Origin of the sequence: Streptomyces sp. NPDC092045 (genome assembly GCF_044756005.1) — a bacterium.
In the GTDB taxonomy this organism is placed as follows: domain Bacteria; phylum Actinomycetota; class Actinomycetes; order Streptomycetales; family Streptomycetaceae; genus Streptomyces.
This window is the reverse complement of the sequence record NZ_JBIVSC010000017.1, coordinates 34684-56363: the sequence shown is the minus strand read 5'-3', so window position 1 is coordinate 56363 and position 21680 is coordinate 34684. Positions and strand designations below refer to the sequence as shown.

Sequence of the window (21680 nt, the reverse complement as noted above, 5' to 3'; positions counted from 1 at the left end):
GCACGTCAGCCCGGGAACAGTCCCCGCGCCCGCAGGGACCAGCGCCGTTCGGCGTACGCCAGGTCGTCGCGCCACAGGCGGGCCGCCGCCGCCCGCATCGCCGGGCGGAGGAGCGGCGTCGCCAGGCGGGCCGCGGCGAAGCCCCGCCGGTCCGAGCCGGCGACGACGGCCTCCACGACGGCGGTGCGCGGGCGCCGGGCGCCCGCCGGGGTCAGGGGGGTCGCGTGCGTCTCGACCACCGAGCCCGTCCCCTCGCCCGCCGTGATCCGCATGACGACCGTCCTCGGGCCGGGCGCGGTGAAGACGGCCCGGACGGGCACCACGACCCGTCCGGCAACCTTGAAGGAGACCTCCACCTCCAGCTCGTCGTCCTCCTCCGTCGGGGTCCGCAGCACCTCCAGGTCGACGAAGGAGTACGGGTGGAGCCAGGCGCCGTGCCAGGGGTCGAGCCGGTTGGCGACGACGTCCTCCGGTTCGCAGGTGCCCGCGCCCGTGTAGACGGCGGCGACCGCCCCGTGCGCGGGCGGGCGTTCGGGCACGGGGGGCCGCTCCGTCGGGGTCTCGCCGCCGATCCGGTCGAGCCTGACCCAGAGCAGCGTCCCGTCGTCGTGGACGGGCCACGGCGCCCAGCCCGCGAAGGGGCCGCCGTCCAGGGCGAGTCCGTGCCAGTGGCAGATCAGCGTGCCGCACCGCACGACGCTGTCCTTGAGCGGCGCCCCCAGGTGCGGGCAGGCCCCCGGGCCCGCGTGGGGCGTGCCCCCGGCGTCGCGCCAGAGGACCACCTCGGTGCCCGCGACGGTCCGTCCGAGCGGCCGGCCGTCCCCGAGGTCGCGGCTGCCGCCGACGACGAACCAGTTGCCCGTGGGGCGGGTCCCGGCGCGGTCGAGGGCCTCGGCGATCAGGGCCGGTTTGGCGTCCCGCCAGGTCGGCCGCTGCCGCTCCCAGGCGACGGCGTTCCGGCGCAGCCGCAGCGGGATCTCCGGCCTCCGCATCGCGCTCACCGCTCACCGCCTCCTGTCGTCCCCGTCGTGTGCGTCGTGTCCGCCGCCCGCGTCGCGCGGTCGAGTTCGGCCCCGCTCCGCGCCCACGTCCTGCGGACGTCCGTGCGCGGAGCGGCCGGGACGGCGGGGGCGGCGGGGCGGGCGCGCTCCGGCAGGGTGCGGGCGGCGAGGGCGCCCGCCAGGCCGCGCGCCGCCACGGCCGCCCGGCGGCGGCGGCCGACGACCGCCCGCCGGTGCACCGCCGCGTACCCGTCGCGCTCGATGGCCGCCAGGATGTCGCGGTACAGCACGAAGGCGGTCCGCACGCAGGGCGCCGAGACGGGGGCGAGCCGGGCGATGCCGGGCTCGGCCTCCCGGTAGACGCCCCGGGTCAGGGCGGCGGCGGCCCGCAGCGCGGCGGTGATCCGGGGGTCCCGGCAGCCGGTCATCCTGCTCCACATCAGCAGGTCGGGGTCGACGCCGTACGCGGCGAGGAGGTCCAGGGGCAGGTAGACGCGTCCCCGGTCGAGGTCCTCGCCCACGTCCCGGAGGAAGTTGGTGAGCTGGAAGGCCCGGCCGAGGGCCGCCGCGTACGGCTCGGCCTCCGCGCGGGGGACGACGGTCCCGAGGACGGGGACCATCTGGAGTCCGATGACGGCCGCCGAGCCGTGCATGTAGGCGTGGAGGTCGGCGTAGGTCGGATACCGCTCGACCGTCAGGTCGCTGCGCATCGACGTCAGGAAGTCGGTGAAGTGGCCTTCGGGGATGTGGTGGCGGGCGCGGGCGTCGGCCGCCGCCATCACCACCGGTTCGCGGACCTCCCCGCCCCGGACGGCGTGCCGCCACTGGCTCTCCAGGACGTCCAGGGCGGCGGCGCGCTCCTCCGTCGTCGCGTCGGTGCCGAGGTCGTCGACGATGTCGTCGGCGCGGCGCGCGAAGCCGTACAGGGCGTGGACGGCCGCGCGCCGGTCGACGGGCAGGAGGCGGGTGGCCAGGAAGTACGTCCTGCCGTGGCGGGCGTTCAGCCGCCGGCAGGCGGTGTACGCGGCCCGCAGGCGCGGGTCGGTGATGCCGGCCGCGTCCAGCTCCCGGGCCGTCATCGCGCGGCTCCGCTCGTGCCGGGCACCCGCGTGCGGTCCGCCGCCGGTGGCGCGGGGCGCCGGCCGGGGCGGGCGGGGCCGCCGGTGATCCGGGCCGCCGCGAGCTTCCCGGAGAGGAGCACCGTGGGGACGCCCACGCCGGGGGTGGTGCCGCAGCCGGCGAGGACGGCGTTGGCGGTGCCCCGCACCAGGTTCCGGGGCCGGAAGGGGCCGGTCTGGGCGAAGGTGTGGGCGGCGGAGAAGGGGGTGCCGGCGGCGTGCCCCCGGGCGGTCCAGTCCGCCGGGGTCACCAGGGCCTCCTCCTCGACGGCGTCGCCGAAGCCGTCGAGGCCCCGGCGTTCGAGCTCGCGGACGAGCGCGTCGCGGTAGCGCGGTCCGAGTTCGCCCCAGTGGGCGGCGTCCGGTCCGACGGAGGTGTTCGGGCAGGGGGCGAGGACGTAGTGCAGGTGGCGGCCGGGCGGGGCGAGCTCGGGGTCGGTGGCCGTGGGCCGGGTGACGAGCAGCGAGGGGTCGCTCATCAGGCGGCCCCGGTCGATCAGTTCGTGGAAGGTGCCCTCCCAGGCGTGCCCGAAGGAGATCGTGTGGTGGGCCAGCCGGTCCCAGGTGCGGTCCGTCCCGGCGTGGATCACGACCGCGCTCGGGGAGTGCCGCAGCCGGACGGGGCGGCGGGGTTCGCGGCCGAGGAGGCCGTAGGCGACGGGCAGGTCCGGGGTGAGGACCACCGCGTCGCAGGGGATCCGGCCGTGTGCGGTGAGGACGGCGGTGACGCGCTCGCCCCGGCGTTCGAGCGCGGTGACCGGCTCGTCGTACCGGACGGTGCCGCCGGCCCGTACCACCGCGTCCGCCATGGCCGCCGGTACGGCGTGCATCCCGCCGCGCGGGAAGTACACCCCGGCGACGGTGTCCATGTAGGCGATCACCGCGTAGGCGGCGAGGGCCCGGGAGGGGGCCACGCCCGCGTACAGGGCCTGGAAGGAGAAGACGCGCCGCAGCCGCTCGTCCGACAGGAAGCGGCCCACGGCCCGGTCGAGCCGGCCGAAGCCGCCGAGGGCGGCGAGCCGGGCGAGGTCGGGGTGGAGGAGCTGGGCGGGCGAGTCGAAGTTGGCGTCGATGAAGCGGCGCTTCTGGAGCGCGTACAGCTCCTCCAGCCAGCGGCGCAGCCGCCGGTACCCCTGGGCCTCGCGGGGCCCGGCGAAGGCGGCGACCTGCGCCTCCATGGCGTCGGCGTCGGTGTGCACGTCGAAGCGGGTGCCGTCGGCGAACAGGGCCCGGTAGGCCGGGTGGAGCGGGACGAGGTCGACCCGGTCGCGCAGGGAGTCCCCGACCGCCCGGAAGGCCTCGTCGAGGAGGTCGGGCATGGTGAGGACGGTCGGCCCGGTGTCCGTCCGGTAGCCGCCGAGGTCGAGGCGGCCGGCGCGGCCGCCCGGGAGCGGGTCGCTCTCGACGACGGTCACCCGGCGTCCGGCGCCGAGGAGGTGGAGGGCGGCGGCGAGCCCGGAGAGGCCCGCGCCCACCACGACGACGTGGTCCGTCGGTCCCGTGATCGTCCTCACCGGGCCTCCCCGATCAGGACCGGAAGGGTGGACGGGGCGGCGGGCGCGGGTGGTTCCGGCGGGGCGGTGGCGCGTCCCGGTTCCAGTCCGCAGGCCGCTCCGAAGAGCTCTCCGATCCGGTCCGCGGCGCCCCGGGCGAGCCCGGCGCGCGCCACCGTCTCCGCGCCCCGGGCGCACAGCTCCCCGACCCGCCGGGCGACCCGGTCCCGGGCCCCGCAGGAGACGAGCAGGTCGAGCACGCGGTCCACGTCCTCCTCGGTCGTGCGGGCTCCGGTGGTGATCCGCTCCAGGAGTCCGAGCCCCGCCCGGTCCCCCAGCTCGGCGCACCGCTCCCCGGCGACGGCCAGGAGGTAGGTCGCCTTTCCCTCCCGGATGTCCTCGCCGACCGGCTTCCCGGTGGCCGCCGGGTCGCCGAAGGCGCCCCGCACGTCGTCGTGGAGCTGGAAGGCGAGCCCGGCGGACCGTCCCGCCTCGCGGAGCGCGCGGACCGTGCCCTCGGGGGCCCCGGCGAGCGTGGCGCCCAGGGCCAGGGGGTGTCCCATCGAGTAGAGGGCCGTCTTCAGGACGGCCGTGCGCGCCGCCCGTGCGGCCGAGCCGTCGCCGGTGACCTGGCCGCGCAGGTCGAGGTACTGGCCCGCGACCATCTCGGTGCGCATCACCCGCCAGACCCGGGCGGCCCGGGGCGCCGACGGCAGCCCCGCCACGGACTCGGCGAAGGAGTCGTCGGCCCAGGCGAGGGCCAGGTCGCCGGCGAGGACGGCGGCGGCGGCGCCGAACGTGCCGCAGGGCAGGGCGCGCTCCCCGGTGCCGAACAGCGCGTCGAGCTGCACGTGCACGGCGGGGCGCCCCCGGCGCAGGGGCGAGCCGTCCATCACGTCGTCGTGGATCAGGGCGCACGTCTGGATCAGTTCGAGGGCCGCCGCGACCCCGAGGGCCGCCGGCGTCTCGCGCGTCCCGCCGCCGCTGCCCCGCATCGCCCACCACAGGAACTCGGCGCGCAGCCGCCTGCCGCCGCCCAGGGCGAAGGCCGCCACCCGGTCGGCGATGTCGGACGCGAAGTCCGGGTCGGCGGCCGCCGCGTCGGCCACCCGCTGCCGGAGGACGGCGGCGAGGTGATCCTCGACGGCGGCCGGCACCCCCTCGTCTACCTGAAGTGGATCGGGCACGCGCATCGGTTCACCCCTCGCTCGCCGGGCGGCATCTCTTCGTCCTCACGGGTCATTCAGTACCGCCGGGGGCAACGGATGCACCGTTCCTTGGGCCGGGCGGCCCAATGACCGCCCGCCGCCGCCCGCGACCGCCCGGGTCGGGCGACACTACGGGCGGAGCCCGGTGCGGGAGCCCCCGACGAACCGGTGCGGGAACCATGACGGAGGAGCAGGCCATGACCTTGTTGCGCGACGCCGACCTCGCCCACGCCTTCGACCGCGCCTCGCGGACCTACGACCGGATGACCTCGGCGAGCCCCGGCTACCACCGGGACCTGCTCCGCTCCGCCCGCCGCCTCGCCCTGCCCGACGCGGGCCGCGGGTGGTCGGTGCTCGACCTCGGCTGCGGTACGGGGGCGTCGACGCGGGCGCTGCTCCGGGCGGCGCCCGGGGCGTCCGTCACCGGGGTCGACGCGTCGGCCGGGATGCTCTACCGGGCGCGGGACAAGCCGTGGCCGCCCGGGGTCTCCTTCGTGCACGCGCCCGTGGAGGGCATGGCGGAGGCCGGGGTGCGCGGCCCGTACGACGCGGTCTTCGCCGCCTATCTGTTCCGCAACGTCGCGGATCCCGACGGGGCCCTGGACCGGGTGCGGGAGGTCCTGCGGCCGGGCGGGCGCCTGGTCGTCCACGAGTACGCCCTCGGGGGCCGGGCCGTCCACCGGGCGTTGTGGTCGGCGGTGATGGGCGCGGTCGTGCTGCCGTGGGGGCGCCGCCACGGGGACGGGGCGCTCTACCGGCACCTGTGGCGCAGCGTCCTGGACTTCGACACCGCGCCCGCCTTCGCCGGCCGGCTGCGCCGCGCGGGCTTCACGGGCGTGCGGGCGCTGCCGCAGCCGGGCTGGCAGACGGGCATCACGCACACGTTCACCGGGGTGCGGCCGTAGGGCCTCGCGCGGCCCCGGTCCGCCGGGCGGGCCCGGGGCCGGGGGAGGCGTCGACGAGCTCCCGGTACCGGCCGGGCAGTTCGTCGCCCTCGTCGTGGAGGTACGGGCTCGTGGTCCGGAGGCGGAGGTCGACGTCCCGGTGGCGCTCGACCTCCAGGAGCCGGCGGGAGGTGATCCGGGCGAAGGGGCGGGCGGGGTCGGAGGAGAGGTCGACGGTGGTGCGGGCGGTGGTCACGGGGCCGAACCCGGGCGGCGGGTGGCCCGTCTTCCTGGTCCGTTCCGAGGCCGTTCGGGTGGGCCGCTTCGTCACCGGCCCCCTCAGCCCTCCCGGGTCAGCTCCACCAGCTTGAGGACCGTGTTCCAGTTGCGGGCGGTGACCACCAGCCCCTTGGAGAGGGCGGGCCGTGAGACGGCCTCGCCCAGCCCGGACCTGCCGAGGCCGTCGGGGACGTAGAGGTAGAGGACCCGGTCGCCGAGCGCGAAGGCCTCGGGGCGGTGGGCCTCCTGGTCGATCGCGGCGAAGCGCCCGGCGTCGGGAGGGCCCGAGAAGTAGAGGGCGTGGAGCTGCCTGCCCTCGATCCCGGCGGTGGGGAACGGGCAGGCGTCGGCGACGGCGGCGAGGTAGGCGCCGTTCCGGACGAGGCAGTCGACGCGGAATCCGAAGCGGTCCTCGATCGCGGCTTCGAGCGCGGTCGTCAGCTCGTCCTCCGAGGCGCCCGTGTCCGTGGTGAAGACGGCGTTCCCGCTCTGGAGGTGGGTGCGGACGGCTCCGTGGCCGAGGCCTTCGAGGAGGGAACGGAGTTCCGCCATGGGGACCTTCCGGTGTCCGCCCACGTTGATGCCCCGGAGCAGCGCCGCGTATGTCTGCGTCATGGCCCCAACCTACGGCCCGGACCGGCCGTCGCGGTCGCCCTTCGTCGCGGGCGCCCGCCGCCGTCGCGCTCACCCGTCGTCGCGGTCGTCCTCGCGGTCCGGACGGGGAAGGGCCACCGCGCCTCGTGGGGGGCGGCACGGTGGCCGGTTCGAACACTGTCCGATGAAGGGGGGCGGGAGAAGGACCTTCACCCTACTGTGACTTTTTCAACAAGGTTTCGTAATGACGGGCCGTCCGCGAACCGTTCATTTGCCCCGATAGCGGGCGGGCGCCCGGTCGCCGCGCCCGGGCGGATGCGAGACTTCGACGCGAACGCACAGGTGAGGGAGAGGCCGATGGACGAGGCGCGGGCACGGGAGGTCCTGGACGGGGCGGGGCTGCCGGCCGGGGAGGCCGGGCTCCTCGCGCTCGGGGAGAACGCGGTGTTCGCCGTGGGCGGCCTGGTGGTGAAGGTCGGCCGGGACGCCGAACTGCTCGGGCGGGCGGAGCGGGAGCTGGCGCTCGCCGCCTGGCTCGCGGAGGCCGGTGTCCCGGCCGTGCGGGCGGCGGAGGAGAAGCCCCGGCTGGTGGCGGGGCACCCCGTCACCCTCTGGCACCGGCTGCCCGGGGCGGTCCGGCCGCCCGAGCCCCGGGACCTCGCCCCGCTGCTGCGCCGGGTCCACGCCCTGCCGGAGCCGGAGGGCTTCGCGCTGCCCCGCCGCGAGCTGCTCGGCGGGGTCGAGCGGTGGCTGCGGCTCGCGGGGGACGCGATCGACCCGGCGGACGCGGCCTTCCTGCGCGAGCGGCGCGACTCCTTCGCCCCGGCGGCGGCCGCCCTGGCCCCGCACCTGACCCCGGGTCCGATCCACGGCGACGCCCTGCCCCGGAACGTCCACGTCGGTCCGGACGGCCCGGTCCTGGTCGACCTGGAGACCTTCTCCTCGGACCTGCGCGAGCACGACCTCGTCGTCCTGGCCCTCTCCCGGGACCGGTACGGCCTCGACCCGGCCGCGTACGACGCCTTCACGGAGGCGTACGGCTGGGACGTGCGGGAGTGGGAGGGGTGCGCGGTGCTGCGCGGGGCGCGGGAGACCGCGAGCTGCGCGTGGGTGGCGCAGCACGCGCCGTCGAACCCGAAGGCGCTGGCCGAGTTCGAGCGCCGGGTGGCCTCGCTGCGGGACGGCGACCCGGAGGTGCGCTGGTACCCGTTCTGACCCGCGGCCCTTCCGACGCCCCCGCAGCCGCCCCGCGCCCGCCCGCTCTGCCATCATGGTCCCGTCGAACCGGGCGACGGGACCAGGGAGTTGCGATGCGGGTGGAGCTGTCGGACGTCACGCTGGACGTCGAGGTGAGCGGCGAGGGCCCGGCCGTGCTCCTCGTGCACGGCTTCCCCGACAGCCGCCGGCTGTGGCGCCACCAGGTCCCGGCCCTGACCTCGGCGGGCTTCCGGTGCGTGGTCCCCACCCTGCGGGGCTTCGGCGCGTCGGACCGGCCCGGGGGCGGCGCGGAGGCGTACCACCCGGCGAAGCACGTCGGCGACCTGCTCGAACTCCTCGCCCGGCTGGACGTGGACCGGTTCCACCTGGTCGGCCACGACTGGGGCTCGGGCGTGGCGCAGGGTCTCGCCCACGCGGTGACGGACCGGGTGCGGAGCCTGACCCTGCTGTCGGTGGGGCACCTGACGGCGAACCTGGAGGCGGGCTGGGAGCAGCGGCAGCGCTCCTGGTACATGCTGCTGTTCCAGCTCGCCGGGGTCGCCGAGGACTGGCTCGCGCGGAACGACTTCGCGCAGCTGCGCGAGATGCTGGCCGAGCACCCGGACGCGGAGTCGGTGATCGAGCCGCTGCGGGCGCCGGGCGCGCTGACGGCCGCGCTGAACATCTACCGGGCGGGGCTACCGCCGGAGGCCCTGTTCGGCGCGGACGGGTCGGCGCCGCCGCTTCCGGAGGGCGTTCCGGTGATGGGCGTCTGGTCGACGGGCGACCGCTTCCTCACCGAGCGCTCGATGTCCCGTACGGGCGAGCACGTCGCCGGGAGCTGGCGCTACGAGCGGGTCGAGGACGCGGGGCACTGGCTCCAGCTCGACCGGCCGGAGAGGGTGAACGAGCTGCTGCTCTCCTTCTTCAAGGAGAACTAGCCCCCCAGGAGGACCAGACCCGAGGAGGACCGGCCCTTCCGGCGGCTCCTAGCGCGCCGGTACGACCGCGTCGCGCAGGGGCCACGCGGTCTCGACGACCGCGTCCGCGTTCCCCTTGCGGCGCAGGAAGGCCTGGAAGTCCTCGGCCCAGGCGCGGTACCAGTCGATCTGGCGCGCGTGGAGCTCGGCCGGATCCAGCTCGGCGACCCGCCGGTGCCGCTCGGCTATCGCCACGGCGACCCGGACGGCGGCGAGCGCGTCGGCGGCGGCCTCGTGCGCGGATTCGAGCACGACGTCGTACTCCGCGCAGACCGCCTCCAGGTTCCGCTTGCCGCGCCGGTAGCGGTCGACGGCGCGGTCGATGGTGTACGGGTCGACGACCGGGCCGATCTCCGTCCCGCCGAGCCGCTCCTCCATCGAGGGCAGTCCGTGGCGGCGCAGCTCGGCGGCGAGGAGCGTGAGGTCGAACGAGGCGTTGTACGCCACGACCGGGACGCCGTCCTCCCAGTACTCCGCGAGGGCCTTCGCGATCTCGTCGGCCACCTCGCGCACCGGCCGGCCCTCGGCCGTCGCGCGCTCGGTGGTGATGCCGTGGATCGCGGCGGCCTGGTCCGGGATGCCGACTCCGGGGTCGGCGAGCCAGTCCCGCCGCCGCGCGACGCTCCCCCCGCCGTCCACCTCCACGACCGAGGCCGTCACGATGCGGGCCTCCAGCGGGTCGGTGCCGGTCGTCTCCAGGTCGAAGCCGACCAGCGTCTCGCCGTGCCAAGCCATCGGGTCCTCCTTACGTGATCTCCCCCGTGGTACCGACCACCCTCGCACGCGGGACTGACAACCGCCTCGGGTCCCCCTCGCACCGGGGGATCAGGAGACGGGCCGGGAGTCGAGCCAGATCGATTCGAACTCCTCCCGGTACGTCTCGAACAGTCCGTGGTCCCCGTCGCGGGCGTGCTGGCCGTGGCGGACCACGTTCCGGCCGCCGCCGCGCAGCACCAGGACGGGGGCCTCCATGCCCCGGGCGCGGCGCAGGTAGGACTGGACGACGCCGACCCCGTCGGGGCCGTCGCCGTCCACCAGGTAGGCGGTGAAGCGGGGCGTCTCGTCGAAGACGTGGATCTGGAAGGCGCCCGGGTCGCGGAGCTTGGAGCGGACCCGGCGCATGTGCAGGATGTTCATCTCGACCGAGCGGCTCAGCTCGCCCTTCTTGAGGCCGAGTTCGCGCTCGCGGCGCTTGACGGCGCTGCTCGCGGGGTTGAGGAAGAGGAGCCGGGTCCGGCAGCCGGACTCGGCGAGGCGCACCATGCGGCGCCCGGAGAAGTTCTGCACGAGCAGGTTCAGGCCTATGCCGGTGGCGTCGAGGCGGCGGGCGCCGCCGAAGAGGTCCTCGGCGGGGAGCTGCCGCTGGAGCCGGACCCGGTCGGGGTGGACCTGCACCACGTCCGCGTACCGGTCGCCGACGAGGTCCTCGACGGCGTCCACGGGCAGCCGGTCGGCGGACGGGACCCCGGCCCCGCTGCCGAGGATCTCCAGGATGCGGGCGGAGGCGCGTTCGGACTGGGCGAGGACGGTCAGCGAGAGGGCGCGGTTGCGGGAGACCACGTTGCGCGTGACCTCCAGCTCGTCGAGGGCGAGCTCGACCTCGCGCCGGTCGTCGAAGTAGGGCTCGAAGCAGGGCCAGTGCTGCACCATCAGCTCGCGGAGCTGCGGGAGGGTGAGGAAGCTCAGCACGTTGTCGTCGGCCGGGTCGAGGAGGTAGCCCTTGCGGCGCGAGACCTCGCGCACGGCGACCGCGCGCTGCACCCACTCCTGGCCGGCCGGGCCGGCGGCGGCGACCACCCACTCCTCGCCGTGGACCGGTTCGTACACGGGCCGCAGGACGGCGGCGACGACGGCCCGCAGGCGCTGTTCGACGAGATTCAGCCAGATGTAGGCGCGGCCGGCGCGCTGGGCGCGGGTGCGGACCTCGCTCCAGGCCTCGGCGTCCCAGTCGAGCTCGGCCCCTATCTCGACCGGCCTGGTCACGGCGACGGTGCCGGGCGGGGCACCGGTCCCCGAGGGCGCGCCCGCGCCCGGCGGCACACCGGCCCCCGGGGGTGCGGCCGCTCCGGGCGGCGCCTCGGCGGGGCCGGCCGGGCCTCCGTCCCGCTCCGCGTCCCCTGGGGGCAGCTCCAGACCTCCCGAGCTCACCCGCGCACCGCCTTCTGCTCCTGGACACTCGTTTCGACCACTCCGGCAACGATCAAGGAAGGGTACTCCGGGAGCGGGAGGCGGTGCAGCAGGATCGTCAGGCTCCTTCCTCAACTGCCAAGCCGGAAGCGTCCGTTCCACGGGGCGAGATCGGGTGGAGTGAGCGGATTCATAGCGGTTGCGCCCCGGGGTGCCGGCGGGGGCCCGCCGGTGGGCCGGGGCCGGGCGCCGCGAGCCGTCCGGGGCGACGCGGCGGAACCCGGTGTTGACTCCGGAGGCGGTCCGTCCGCTCCCTCCCGAGTTGTCCGTTCCCCCGGGTGGCGGGATGTCATTTCGTACACGTTTCCCCCCCGTCCCCCGCACGGTCGCCGGTCACCCGGCAGGACCGGGCGAAGTCCTGGGAACTCGCGCCTCTTTCGGGCAGGATCTGGCCGAAGACCATCCAGAAGAACCCGGACAGAAGAGGAATAGTCGTATCCATGCAGGTCTGGCCGGGACAGGCGTACCCCTTGGGCGCCACCTATGACGGTGCGGGAACCAACTTCGCGGTCTTCTCGGAGGCCGCCCACAGGATCGAGCTGTGTCTGCTCCACGACGACGGCTCGGAGACGGCGGTGGAGCTGCGCGAGACCGACGCGTTCGTGCGGCACGCCTATCTGCCGGGCGTGATGCCCGGGCAGCGGTACGGATTCCGGGTGCACGGCCCGTACGCCCCGGAGCAGGGGTTGCGCTGCAACGCGGCGAAGCTGCTGCTCGACCCCTACGCGCGCGCGATGTCGGGGCGCGTCGAGTGGGGCGAGGCGGTGTACGGCTATCCGTTCGGGAAGCCGGACGCGCGCAACGACCTGGACTCGGGCCCGCACACGATGGCCTCGGTCGTGGTCAACCCGTACTTCGACTGGGGCGACGACCGGCGCCCGCGCACCGAGTACCACCACACGGTGATCTACGAGGCCCACGTGAAGGGCCTGACGATGCTGCACCCGGACCTCCCCGAGGAGCTGCGGGGCACGTACGCGGGCCTGGCGCACCCGTCGGTGATCGGGCATTTGAAGGAGCTGGGGGTGACGGCGCTCGAACTGATGCCCGTGCACCAGTTCGTGAACGACCACCGGCTCGCGGACGCCGGGCTGTCGAACTACTGGGGCTACAACACGATCGGCTTCTTCGCCCCGCACAACGCGTACGCGTCCTGGGGCGACCGGGGCCAGCAGGTCCTGGAGTTCAAGTCGGCGGTCCGGGCGCTGCACCAGGCGGGCATCGAGGTCATCCTCGACGTGGTCTACAACCACACCGCCGAGGGCAACCACCTGGGCCCGACGCTCTCCTTCAAGGGCCTGGACAACCCCTCGTACTACCGGCTCGTGGACGACGCTCCCGCGCACTACTTCGACACCACCGGCACGGGGAACTCGCTGCTCATGCGGTCCCCGCACGTGCTCCAGATGATCATGGACAGCCTGCGGTACTGGGTGACCGAGATGCACGTGGACGGCTTCCGCTTCGACCTGGCCGCCACCCTGGCCCGCCAGTTCCACGAGGTGGACCGGCTCTCGTCCTTCTTCGACCTGGTGCAGCAGGACCCGGTGGTGAGCCAGGTCAAGCTGATCGCCGAGCCGTGGGACGTGGGCGAGGGCGGCTACCAGGTGGGGAACTTCCCGCCGCTGTGGACCGAGTGGAACGGCAAGTACCGGGACTGCGTGCGGGACCTGTGGCGGGGCGAGCCGCGCACCCTCGCGGAGTTCGCCTCCCGGCTGACCGGCTCCTCCGACCTCTACCAGGACGACGGCCGGCGCCCGCTCGCCTCGGTCAACTTCGTGACCTGCCACGACGGCTTCACCCTGCGCGACCTCGTGTCGTACAACGAGAAGCACAACGAGGCGAACGGCGAGGAGAACCGGGACGGCGAGAGCCACAACCGCTCGTGGAACTGCGGCGCGGAGGGCGAGACCGAGGACGTCGGGATCGCGGAGCTGCGCGCCCGCCAGATGCGCAACTTCCTCGCCACCCTGATGCTGTCGCAGGGCGTGCCGATGCTCAGCCACGGCGACGAGTTCGGGCGGACGCAGGGCGGCAACAACAACGCGTACTGCCAGGACAACGAGGTGTCCTGGGTCCGGTGGCCCAAGGAGAACAGCGAGGCGGAGGCGACCCTGCTCCGCTTCACGCGGGCGATGGTGCGGCTGCGCCGCGAGCACCCCGTCTTCCGGCGGCGCCGCTTCTTCCACGGGCGGCCGGTCGAGGGCACCCACGACGAGCTGACCGACATCGCCTGGTTCACGCCCGAGGGCGAGGAGATGACCTCCCGGGACTGGCAGGCGGCGCACGCCCAGGCGCTGACCGTCTTCCTCAACGGGAACGCGATCTCGGAGCCGGGCACCCAGGGCGAGCGGATCGCCGACGACTCCTTCCTGCTGATGTTCAACGCCTCGTCGAAGGAGCTGGAGTTCTCGGTGCCGGACAGCCACGGCCACTACTGGCGCACGGTCGTGGACACCTCCGACCCGCAGGGCATGCCGCCGCACGAGGGGCCGGAGCTGGCGGGCGGCGAGCGGGTGAGGCTCGCGCCGCTCAGCCTGACCGTGCTGCGCCGTCCGGCCTGATCGCCGCCTCCGGGCCACGGCCCCGCCGGGAGACCGGCGGGGCCGTTCGGCGTCATCCTTTCGGGGGAATCCGGTGCGGTGGGCACGGGCGGACGCGGAGGCGATGACACAGAGGCCCTCCAGCGGGGTACGTACGTTCGCATGACCTCCTCTCCGGCCCCGTCCCCGCTCTCCCGCCCCACCGCCCCGCCGACCGCCACCTACCGGCTCCAGCTCCAGCCGGACTTCCCGTTCGCGGCCGCCGAGCGCGCCGTGCCGCACCTGGCCGGTCTCGGGGTCTCCCACCTGCACCTCTCCCCCGTCCTGGAGGCGGTGCCCGGCTCCACCCACGGCTACGACGTCACCGACCACCGGTCCGTACGGGCCGAGCTGGGCGGCGAGGAAGGGCTGCGGGCCCTGGCCGCGACCGCGCGGGCGCACGGGCTGGGCCTGGTCGTGGACCTGGTGCCCAACCACATGGCGGCCTCCCCGGTCCACAACCACGCGCTGCGCGCCGTGCTGCGCGACGGCCCCGACTCGCCGTACGCCCGCTGGTTCGACGTGGACTGGCGGGCCGGGGAGGGCAGGCTGCTGCTCCCGGTGCTGCCCGCGCGGCTCCCCGAGGTGCGGGACCGGTTCCGGGTCTCCGACGGGGTGCTGCGCCTGGACGGGCAGGAGTTCCCGCTGCGCCCCGGCACGGAGGGGCTGCCGCTGGACGAGCTGCTCGACGCCCAGTGGTACCGGCTCGCCTGGTGGCGCCTCGCCCGCACCGAGCTGAACTACCGGCGCTTCTTCACCGTCTCCGACCTCATCGGGGTGCGGGTGGAGGAGCCCGGGGTGTTCGGGGCCACCCACGCGAAGATCCTGGAGCTGGTCGCGGACGGGGTGGTCGAGGGGCTGCGCATCGACCACCCGGACGGCCTCGCGGACCCGCAGGGCTATCTGGAGGACCTGGCGGAGGCGACCGGCGGGCGCTGCTGGACGGTGGTGGAGAAGATCCTCACCGGCGCGGAGGAGCTGCCGGCCGCCTGGCCGGTGGCGGGCACCACGGGGTACGACGCGCTGCGGCGGCTCGACGGGGTGTTCACCGACCCCGTGGGCGCCGACACGCTCGCCGAGCTGTACCGGGGGTTCGTCGGCAAGGCGGCCGACCGGGGCGGCCGCTGGGAGGCGACCGAGCGGCGCGCCGCGTACGAGGTGGCCGGGCACGACCTGGCGGCCGAGACGGCCGCGCTGACCCGGATCGCGGAGCGGATCTGCGCCGCCGACCCGGCCCTGCGGGACCACGCGCCCTGGGCGCTGCGCACCGCGGTCCGGGAGCTGCTCGTCCGGGTGCCGGTCTACCGGACCTACCGGACCGGTGGCGAGGAGGTGATCACCCCGGAGGCGGCGCGCGGCGCGAAGGCCGCGTTCGCGGTGGAGGAGGAGGCGACGGCGGTCGACCTCGTGCGGGACCTGGCCCTCGGACTGCGGGGCGACGGTCCGGAGCACCGGGCGTTCCGGGCCCGGTTCGCGCAGACCTCCTCGGCGCTGCGGGCCAAGTCCGTGGAGGACACGGCCTTCTACCGGTACACGCCGCTGCTCTCGGCGAACGAGGTGGGCGGCGACGCGGGGCGCCCGGCGGTGCCGGTGGAGGAGTTCCACGCGTACTGCCTGCGGATCGCGCGGGACTGGCCGGCCACGGGCACGGTCCTGTCCACCCACGACACCAAGCGGAGCGCGGACGTGCGGGCCGCGATCGCGGTCCTCGCCCAGTGCCCGGAGGTGTGGGCGGAGCTGCTCGGGGAGGTGGCGGGGGTGCCCGCGCCCGACCAGCACCTGGCGTGGACGGCGTGGCAGACGGCCTTCGGCCTCGGCACGCCGGACGCGGACCGGCTGGTGCCCGCGCTCCTCAAGTCCGTGCGGGAGGCCGGACTCAGGACGAGCTGGACCGAGCCGGACGAGGGGTACGAGCGGGCGGTGGCCGAGTTCGCGGCGGCCGGGCCCGGCCGGATCCCGCTCCGGGCGGCCTCGGAGGCGGCCTTCGCCCTGGAGCCGCACATCCGGGCGCACGCGCTGGGCGCGCTGCTCGCGCAGCTCACCATGCCGGGGGTGCCGGAGCTGTACCAGAACACGGAGCGGGAGTACCGGGCGCTGGTCGACCCGGACAACCGGGCGCCGTTCGCGGCCGGTCCGGACGACGACCGGACGGCCCTGGTCCGGGCGGCGCTGCGGCTGCGGCGCGAGCGTCCGGGGGCCTTCGGCCCCGGCGGGGCGTACGCGCCGCTGACGGCCGAGGGGCCGGCCGCCGGCCACTGCCTGGCCTTCGCCCGCGCGGGCGAGGTGGTGACGGCGGTGACCCGGCTCCCGCTGCGGCTCGCGGAGGCGGGCGGCTGGCAGGACACGGAGCTGGTGCTGCCGGAGGGCCGCTGGGCCGACGCGCTCGGCGGGGTGCGGGAGTTCACCGGCGGCCCGGCGACGGAGCTGAAGCTGGCGGAGCTCTTCGAGGAGCGGCCGGTGGCGCTGCTCGCCCGGATCCCGGACGAGGCGGGATGACGGAGAGGGGGGCGCGGACCGCGCCCCCCTTCGCCGGTCAGGAGCGGTTGGCCCGCGTGACCTCGCACTTGGTGTACTCGGAGCCGTCGCCGGTGCCGGGGTACGCGGTGGTCATGTCGACGCTCTTGGAGGCGCCCGCCGTGACCGCGATGTCGGTCGTGGTCGCGGTCGCCGGGACCGCGGAGGTGCCCTTGAACCGCAGCGTGACGTCGTAATCGTAGTCGAGCACGCCGTCGTTCTTGACGGTGATGCGCGCGGTGAGGTTCTTGCTCGCCGCGTCGTAGGCGCACGTGTCGATGGTGATGTCGCGCAGGGCCTTGTTCGCGCTGCCGGAACCGCCGGACGCGGAACCGCCGGAGGTGCCGTTGTCGTCGTCGTTGTCGTGGTGGCTGCCGCTGCCGCCGCTGGAACTGGAGCTGCTGGAGCTTGAGCCGGAGCTGCTGTGGTTGTCGCAGCCGCCACCGCCCGAACCGCGGGCACCGGTCAGCGTGACGAGCGCGACGCCGAAGACCGCGAGCGCGCGGACATGACGCATCTTCATGTTTCGAACCCCGTTGAAAGTGGTAATAAATATGGCTCGGTTGACGAGCGCACGTCACCCTAGCAGCGGCTGTGGGAGCGCGCCTCAGCCTCCCGGACGGACGATCAGGGTGCGCGGGGCGCGGGTGATGAGCCCCGCGGAGGTGGGGCGGAAGCCGTCGGCGAGGCGCAGCCGGGGCATCTCCGCGAAGAGGGCCCGCAGGGCGTACTCGGCCTCGATGCCGGCCAGGAGGACGGCCGGGCAGAAGCCGGGACCGTAGGTGAGCTGGCCCGGGTCGTCGCGGAGCGGGTCGAAGAGGTCGGGCTCCCGGAAGCGCTCCGGGTCCCGGCCTGCCGAGCCGACGAGCAGGGCGACGGACGCGCCCGCCGGGACGGTGCCGCCGCTCACCGGGACCTCGGCGGCGGTGCGGCGCACCGCGATCTGCACGGGCGGGTCGCGGCGCAGCGACTCGGTCCAGGCGCGGGCCACGAGCGCGGCGGGCGCGTCGCGGAGGGCGGCGACCCGGTCGGGGTCGGAGAGGACGTTGCCGAGGAAGGAGGCGAGCGCCTTCTCCCGTACGGCGATCTGGGTGCCGCACTCCCCCGCGAGGGCTCCGGCCGCCCGGCCCCGCACGAGCCGCATCATGTCCCGGTAGGGGACGCCGACGGCGGCGGCGACGGTTCCGGCGGGCAGCCAGTGGCAGAAGTCGGCGACCAGGTCGGCCTGCGGCCGTCCGGCGATCCGGCGGGCGAGGACGTACGCGGTGCGTTCGGTGACGGCCCGCAGCGCGGCCGTGTCGACGTCGACGTGGGCCCGGACGCACGGCGGGTCGCCGGGGCGGTGCCCGTGGGTGAAGCGGGCGTCGGTGAGGGCCGTGGCCACGTCCGCGTACCGGCTGAGGACCCAGGCGCGCAGCAGCGGGTCGTAGGTCAGCGGGAACTCCTCGCGGAGCCTGCGGTGGATGCCGTGCGGGTCCTGCGAGGCGCCGGGGTCGAGGGGGCTCGGCGCGACGGTCCGCCCGCCGGTGCGGCCGGGGCCGGCGGGCGGGGCGGGCGCGGTGCGCACGCGGCCGGGGAGGGGCGCGGCGCTCCGGCCGGTCCGTACGGACGGGGTGCGGTGCGGGCCCGCCCCGGCGGGGGTGGCGGCCGAGGGAGAAGCGGGGTGCATGGCCGGCAGCCGGGTCCAGGCCCCGCCGGGCTCCTCCGGCCGGTCGTCGCGGACGCCCCGGTCCTCCGGCCGGTCGTCGCGTATGCCTCGGGTCGGTTCGGCGGTCATCACGCCCCCTGCGGTCGGCGGTGGGTGCCGCGGCCGGAGAACGTGGCCCGCGTCCGCTCCAGCCCACCATCCGGGGCTCCCCACCGCCCACCCATGCACCGCCGAACGGGTGAACCTTCCGAGGCCGTCCGGCCGGGGACGGACCGGGGACGGAAGGGAGAGAGAGGGGCGCTCGGCCGCAGGGACGCGGAGCGCTCAGCCGTGGGAGGGGGGCTCAGCCGTGAGGGGGAGGGGTGCTCAGCCGTGGGAGAGGCGGAACGACATCTGGCCGAAGCCGACCACGTCCCCGGGCCGCACCACCACCGCGCCGGTCACCCGGCGCCCGTTGACGGTGGTGCCGTTCGTCGAGCCGAGGTCGCGCAGCACCCACAGCCCGCCCTGGAGCGAGAGCTCGGCGTGCAGCCGGGAGGCGGTCTCGTGGCTGAGCCGCAGTCCGTTGACCGGGTCGCGGCCTATCCGCAGCGGATGCGGGCCGGGGTGCGGAAGGAGCAGCTTCGGCAGCCGCTCCGCGTGCCAGGCCCGCCCGAGCTTCGCCGTGAACGCGGACATCCGCTCCACCACGCCCACCGCGCGCCGGGTCCAGGTCCCCTCGGTCCTCAGGTCGGCGACGAGCAGGTCGAGTTCGTCGGGCCGGCGGGCCCGTAGCGCGCGCTCCATCCGGAAGACGAAGGTGTCGTGCGAGAGGCGGCCCTGGGCGGCGCCCTCACGGAGCAGCACCAGCGCGCGGTCCCGCTCGGCGTCGGTCAGCCGAGGGGAGTTCGCCGGAAGCTCGAAAGGGGTCGTCACACCCGAGATTGTCGGCCCGACGGGCCCGAAGTGTCCAGAAGGGCCCCACGAAGGGCGCTACCGGAGCGCTCCGGGACCGCGACCGGCTCCGGCGACCCGCACCGCGGCGAGCCCCGTCGACTCCGGCGACCCCAGCGACCCGTCACCCCCGGCGGCCTCGCCGCCCCCGCCGCCCCCTCCGACCCCGCCGGTCCCGGTGACCCGCGGAAAACTCCGTACCCCCTTCTCCGGGATCACTGCTACGGTCGCCCGGCCTCGTCACCGAACTCCCCGGGAGAACACCGCACGTGATCGTGATACGCCCGCTCGCGGGACCGCGGGAGCTGGACCTCTTCCTCCGTCTCTCCTACTCGCTCGACCACGAGCTCGCCGACGACCTCGCCGCCGGCCGCCGCCTCCCGGAGTGGATGTGGGTGGCCCTGGACGGCGACCGGCTCCTCGGCCGGATCGCCTGGTGGACCCACGGGGCGGGCGCCGAACCGCAGGCGCTCGACTTCTTCGACCTGGACCCCGAGCTGTCCGCCGAGGACCGCGCCGACGTCGGTCTGCGGCTCCTGGAGACGGCGACGGCGGCGGTCGTCCCGGCGGGCGCGCCGCGCCCCGAGTACGGGCGGTTCGTCCCGGGCGACTGGCGCGAGGTCCCGGAGACCCGGGCGTACCTGGAGTCGGTCCTCGCCGTCCTGGAGCTCTCGGGCGCCCGCCCCCTCGTGGAGCGGCTGCGCCTGGAGTGGCGGCCCGGCACCCCCGTGCCGGAGCCGGCGGGGCGTCTGGAGTTCCGTCCCGTGCGGGACCGCGAGGACCTGGTCTCCCTGATGGTCCCGGTCCTCGACGGCACCCTCGACGCGCACGGACGGGCCGACCTGGCGTCCGGGCTCTCGGCGCGGGAGGTGGCGGAGCGGCACTACGACGAGGAGTTCGCGCACTACTCCTCGCCCCGGGAGTGGTGGCGGGTGGCGCTGCTGCCGGGGACCGGCGAGCCGGTCGGCTTCGTCGTCCCCGCGCGGAACAACTACCACCACACGATCGCGTACATCGGTGTGCTGCCCGCCCACCGGGGGCACGGATACGTCGACGACGTCCTGGCGGAGGGGACCCGGATCCTGGCCGGCGTCGGCGTGCCCCGGATCCGGGCGGCCACGGACCTGGGGAACGTGCCGATGGCGGCCGCCTTCGCCCGTACGGGCTACGACACGTTCGAGCGCGCGATCAACCACGTGTGGGACGCGCCGGGCACGCCGGGGTCCTGACTGCCAGGATGGTCGCGGTGGTCGGCCGTCACCATCGCGCGGCCGACCGGTTGACGACGACGAGGGGATCCCCGTGCTCTTCGAGGTGTGGGCGCCGAACGCCCGTGACCGGGTGACGCTGGAGCTGAACGGCACCGGCCACCCCCTGGAGAGGGACGCCGAGCGGGACGGCTGGTGGAGCGGTGTGGCGCCCGCCGCGGACGGCGACCGGTACGGCTTCGCCGTGGACGACGGCCCCGTGCTGCCCGACCCGCGCTCCCGCCGGCTGCCCGACGGCCCCGACGGCCGGAGCGCGGTCGTCGACCACTCCGCGTACGCCTGGCGCAACGAGTCACCGAAGCTGCGGCTGCGCGGCGCCGTCCTGTACGAGCTGCACGTCGGCACCTTCACGCCCGAGGGCACGCTCGACGCGGCGGCCGGGCGCCTCGGGGAGCTGGCGGGCCTGGGCGTCACCCATGTGGAGCTGATGCCGCTGTGCCCGTTCCCCGGGACCTGGGGCTGGGGGTACGACGGGGTGGCGCCGTGGGCGGTGCACGAGCCGTACGGCGGTCCCGAGGCGCTGAAGCGGTTCGTGGACACGGCCCACGGGCTCGGCATGGGCGTGGTCCTCGACGTGGTCCACAACCACCTGGGCCCGTCCGGCAACTACCTGCCCGCCTTCGGGCCGTACTTCACGGACACCCACCACACCCCGTGGGGCTCGGCGGTGAACCTGGACGCGGCCGGTTCGGACGAGGTGCGGGCGTACTTCCTGGGGAGCGCGCTCGCCTGGCTGCGGGACTACCGGATCGACGGGCTGCGGCTCGACGCGGTGCACGCGCTCGCGGACACCAGGGCGCTGACGTTCCTGGAGGAGCTGTCGGCGGCCGTGGACGAGCTGGCGCGGGAGCAGGGCCGCCAGCACTTCCTCGTCGCGGAGTCCGACATGGGCGACCCGCGCACGACGACCCCGCGCGCGCTGGGCGGGGTCGGGCTCCACGCCCAGTGGAACGACGACTTCCACCACGCCCTGCACACCGCCCTGACCGGCGAGTCCCAGGGCTACTACGCCGACTTCGCGCGGGCCCCGATGGCGGCGCTGGCCAAGACGCTCACGCACGTCTTCTTCCACAACGGCACGTACTCCAGCTTCCGGGGCCGCCACCACGGGCGGCCGGTGGACCGGGAGCGGACCCCCGCCCACCGCTTCCTCGGGTACGCGCAGACGCACGACCAGATCGGCAACCGGGCCCTCGGGGACCGCCTCTCGGCCTCGGTCTCCCCCGGTCTGCTCGCCTGCGCGGCGGCCCTGGTCCTGACCGGGCCGTCGGTGCCGATGCTGTTCATGGGCGAGGAGTGGGGGGCGACGACGCCCTGGCAGTACTTCACCGACCACACCGATCCGGAGCTCGCGGAGGCCGTGCGGCGCGGGCGGCGGCGGGAGTTCGCGGAGCACGGCTGGGACGAGAACGAGGTGCCCGACCCGCAGGACCGGGCCACCCGGGACCGCTCGGTCCTGGACCGGAGCGAGCGCGAGGAGGACCCGCACAGGCGGCTGCTCGCCTGGCACCGGGAGCTGATCGCGCTGCGGCGCACCCTGCCGGACCTGACGGATCCGGACCTGGGGGGCGTGAAGGTCGCCTACGACGAGGAGGACCGCTGGCTGGTCTTCCGGCGCGGTGACCTGCGGGTGGCGGTGAACCTGGGCAAGGAGCCGGCGGTGATCCCGCTGGGTTCCAACGGCCGGGACCGGGTCCTGGCGTCCTGGGAGCCGGTCGATCCGCCGGCGGAGGACGGGGTCCTGCGGGTGCCGGCGGAGTCGGCGGTGGTCCTGGCGGACGGCTGACGCCCGCC

The 21680-nt window shown here is 75.5% G+C and carries 17 protein-coding genes and 1 pseudogene; 7 read left to right on the top strand and 11 right to left on the bottom strand.

The window, feature by feature from the left end:
- Nucleotides 1–5: 5 nt before the first annotated feature.
- The 4 genes from ACIQKA_RS27850 to ACIQKA_RS27835 are packed head-to-tail and all read right to left on the bottom strand — an operon-like array spanning nt 6 to nt 4799.
- The gene (locus tag ACIQKA_RS27850) at nt 6–992 is read right to left on the bottom strand and encodes a DUF5914 domain-containing protein (protein WP_383432637.1); all 987 of its coding nucleotides are present in this window, start codon (nt 990–992) and stop codon (nt 6–8) included.
- A gap of 5 nt (nt 993–997) precedes the next feature.
- Nucleotides 998–2080 (bottom strand): phytoene/squalene synthase family protein, encoded by a 1083-nt coding sequence (locus tag ACIQKA_RS27845; protein WP_383150975.1) that lies wholly within the window; start codon nt 2078–2080, stop codon nt 998–1000.
- Entirely contained in the window at nt 2077–3633 is a 1557-nt protein-coding gene (gene crtI / locus ACIQKA_RS27840) for a phytoene desaturase family protein (RefSeq protein ID WP_402542756.1), read from the bottom strand. The genes ACIQKA_RS27845 and crtI overlap by 4 nt, the downstream gene beginning before the upstream one ends.
- Complete coding sequence (locus ACIQKA_RS27835) at nt 3630–4799, bottom strand: polyprenyl synthetase family protein (RefSeq protein ID WP_402542755.1); 1170 nt, start codon at nt 4797–4799, stop codon at nt 3630–3632. The genes crtI and ACIQKA_RS27835 overlap by 4 nt, the downstream gene beginning before the upstream one ends.
- Before the next feature lie 218 nt (nt 4800–5017).
- Between ACIQKA_RS27835 and ACIQKA_RS27830 the strand changes: the two genes are divergently transcribed.
- On the top strand, nt 5018–5725 hold the full coding sequence (locus ACIQKA_RS27830; RefSeq protein ID WP_402542754.1) for a methyltransferase domain-containing protein: 708 nt from the start codon (nt 5018–5020) through the stop codon (nt 5723–5725).
- A gap of 4 nt (nt 5726–5729) precedes the next feature.
- Here the strand turns inward: ACIQKA_RS27830 and ACIQKA_RS27825 are convergent.
- Nucleotides 5730–5960: pseudogene (locus ACIQKA_RS27825) on the bottom strand (disulfide bond formation protein DsbA); the annotation flags it as partial.
- An 83-nt stretch (nt 5961–6043) separates the two neighbouring features.
- On the bottom strand, nt 6044–6598 hold the full coding sequence (locus ACIQKA_RS27820) for a DUF1697 domain-containing protein (protein WP_402542753.1): 555 nt from the start codon (nt 6596–6598) through the stop codon (nt 6044–6046).
- A 336-nt stretch (nt 6599–6934) separates the two neighbouring features.
- Here ACIQKA_RS27820 and ACIQKA_RS27815 point away from each other — a divergent pair, with 336 nt between their 5' ends.
- Nucleotides 6935–7792 (top strand): phosphotransferase, encoded by an 858-nt coding sequence (locus ACIQKA_RS27815; RefSeq protein ID WP_386372748.1) that lies wholly within the window; start codon nt 6935–6937, stop codon nt 7790–7792.
- A gap of 95 nt (nt 7793–7887) precedes the next feature.
- A complete protein-coding gene (locus ACIQKA_RS27810) occupies nt 7888–8715 on the top strand; it encodes an alpha/beta fold hydrolase (protein WP_402542752.1) in 828 nt (275 codons plus the stop codon).
- A gap of 48 nt (nt 8716–8763) precedes the next feature.
- On the opposite strand, the gene ACIQKA_RS27805 is transcribed toward ACIQKA_RS27810, so the two are convergent.
- Complete coding sequence (locus ACIQKA_RS27805) at nt 8764–9489, bottom strand: 3'-5' exonuclease (protein ID WP_383150968.1); 726 nt, start codon at nt 9487–9489, stop codon at nt 8764–8766.
- Between the two features lie 90 nt (nt 9490–9579).
- Entirely contained in the window at nt 9580–10794 is a 1215-nt protein-coding gene (locus ACIQKA_RS27800; RefSeq protein ID WP_383151030.1) for an SAV2148 family HEPN domain-containing protein, read from the bottom strand.
- Between the two features lie 587 nt (nt 10795–11381).
- Between ACIQKA_RS27800 and glgX the strand changes: the two genes are divergently transcribed.
- Both glgX and treY read left to right on the top strand, forming a co-directional pair.
- Nucleotides 11382–13505, top strand: coding sequence for a glycogen debranching protein GlgX (gene glgX / locus ACIQKA_RS27795; protein ID WP_383150967.1), 2124 nt, complete (start codon nt 11382–11384; stop codon nt 13503–13505).
- 141 nt (nt 13506–13646) lie between these two features.
- Nucleotides 13647–16019, top strand: coding sequence for a malto-oligosyltrehalose synthase (treY, locus tag ACIQKA_RS27790; protein ID WP_383150966.1), 2373 nt, complete (start codon nt 13647–13649; stop codon nt 16017–16019).
- A 37-nt stretch (nt 16020–16056) separates the two neighbouring features.
- Here treY and ACIQKA_RS27785 read toward each other — a convergent pair whose 3' ends face one another.
- From ACIQKA_RS27785 to ACIQKA_RS27775, 3 genes are all read right to left on the bottom strand, one after another.
- The gene (locus ACIQKA_RS27785) at nt 16057–16560 is read right to left on the bottom strand and encodes a hypothetical protein (protein WP_402542751.1); all 504 of its coding nucleotides are present in this window, start codon (nt 16558–16560) and stop codon (nt 16057–16059) included.
- A gap of 84 nt (nt 16561–16644) precedes the next feature.
- Nucleotides 16645–17814, bottom strand: coding sequence for a cytochrome P450 (locus tag ACIQKA_RS27780; protein ID WP_390110877.1), 1170 nt, complete (start codon nt 17812–17814; stop codon nt 16645–16647).
- Nucleotides 17815–18051: 237 nt separating this feature from the next.
- The gene (locus tag ACIQKA_RS27775) at nt 18052–18600 is read right to left on the bottom strand and encodes an FHA domain-containing protein (protein WP_383150963.1); all 549 of its coding nucleotides are present in this window, start codon (nt 18598–18600) and stop codon (nt 18052–18054) included.
- 290 nt (nt 18601–18890) lie between these two features.
- On the opposite strand from ACIQKA_RS27775, the gene ACIQKA_RS27770 reads away from it, so the two are divergent.
- Both ACIQKA_RS27770 and treZ read left to right on the top strand, forming a co-directional pair.
- Nucleotides 18891–19847, top strand: coding sequence for a GNAT family N-acetyltransferase (locus ACIQKA_RS27770; protein WP_391096367.1), 957 nt, complete (start codon nt 18891–18893; stop codon nt 19845–19847).
- A 73-nt stretch (nt 19848–19920) separates the two neighbouring features.
- On the top strand, nt 19921–21672 hold the full coding sequence (gene treZ / locus ACIQKA_RS27765) for a malto-oligosyltrehalose trehalohydrolase (protein ID WP_402542750.1): 1752 nt from the start codon (nt 19921–19923) through the stop codon (nt 21670–21672).
- Nucleotides 21673–21680: the final 8 nt, after the last annotated feature.

Coding starts and splice junctions, on each gene's coding strand:
- ACIQKA_RS27820 (WP_402542753.1), bottom strand. CDS start 6,598: ATGACGCAGACATACGCGGCGCTGCTCCGGGGCATCAACGTGGGCGGA.
- ACIQKA_RS27845 (WP_383150975.1), bottom strand. CDS start 2,080: ATGACGGCCCGGGAGCTGGACGCGGCCGGCATCACCGACCCGCGCCTG.
- ACIQKA_RS27785 (WP_402542751.1), bottom strand. CDS start 16,560: ATGAAGATGCGTCATGTCCGCGCGCTCGCGGTCTTCGGCGTCGCGCTC.
- ACIQKA_RS27830 (WP_402542754.1), top strand. CDS start 5,018: ATGACCTTGTTGCGCGACGCCGACCTCGCCCACGCCTTCGACCGCGCC.
- glgX (WP_383150967.1), top strand. CDS start 11,382: ATGCAGGTCTGGCCGGGACAGGCGTACCCCTTGGGCGCCACCTATGAC.
- ACIQKA_RS27850 (WP_383432637.1), bottom strand. CDS start 992: ATGCGGAGGCCGGAGATCCCGCTGCGGCTGCGCCGGAACGCCGTCGCC.
- ACIQKA_RS27815 (WP_386372748.1), top strand. CDS start 6,935: ATGGACGAGGCGCGGGCACGGGAGGTCCTGGACGGGGCGGGGCTGCCG.
- ACIQKA_RS27810 (WP_402542752.1), top strand. CDS start 7,888: ATGCGGGTGGAGCTGTCGGACGTCACGCTGGACGTCGAGGTGAGCGGC.
- treY (WP_383150966.1), top strand. CDS start 13,647: ATGACCTCCTCTCCGGCCCCGTCCCCGCTCTCCCGCCCCACCGCCCCG.
- ACIQKA_RS27805 (WP_383150968.1), bottom strand. CDS start 9,489: ATGGCTTGGCACGGCGAGACGCTGGTCGGCTTCGACCTGGAGACGACC.
- ACIQKA_RS27780 (WP_390110877.1), bottom strand. CDS start 17,814: ATGACCGCCGAACCGACCCGAGGCATACGCGACGACCGGCCGGAGGAC.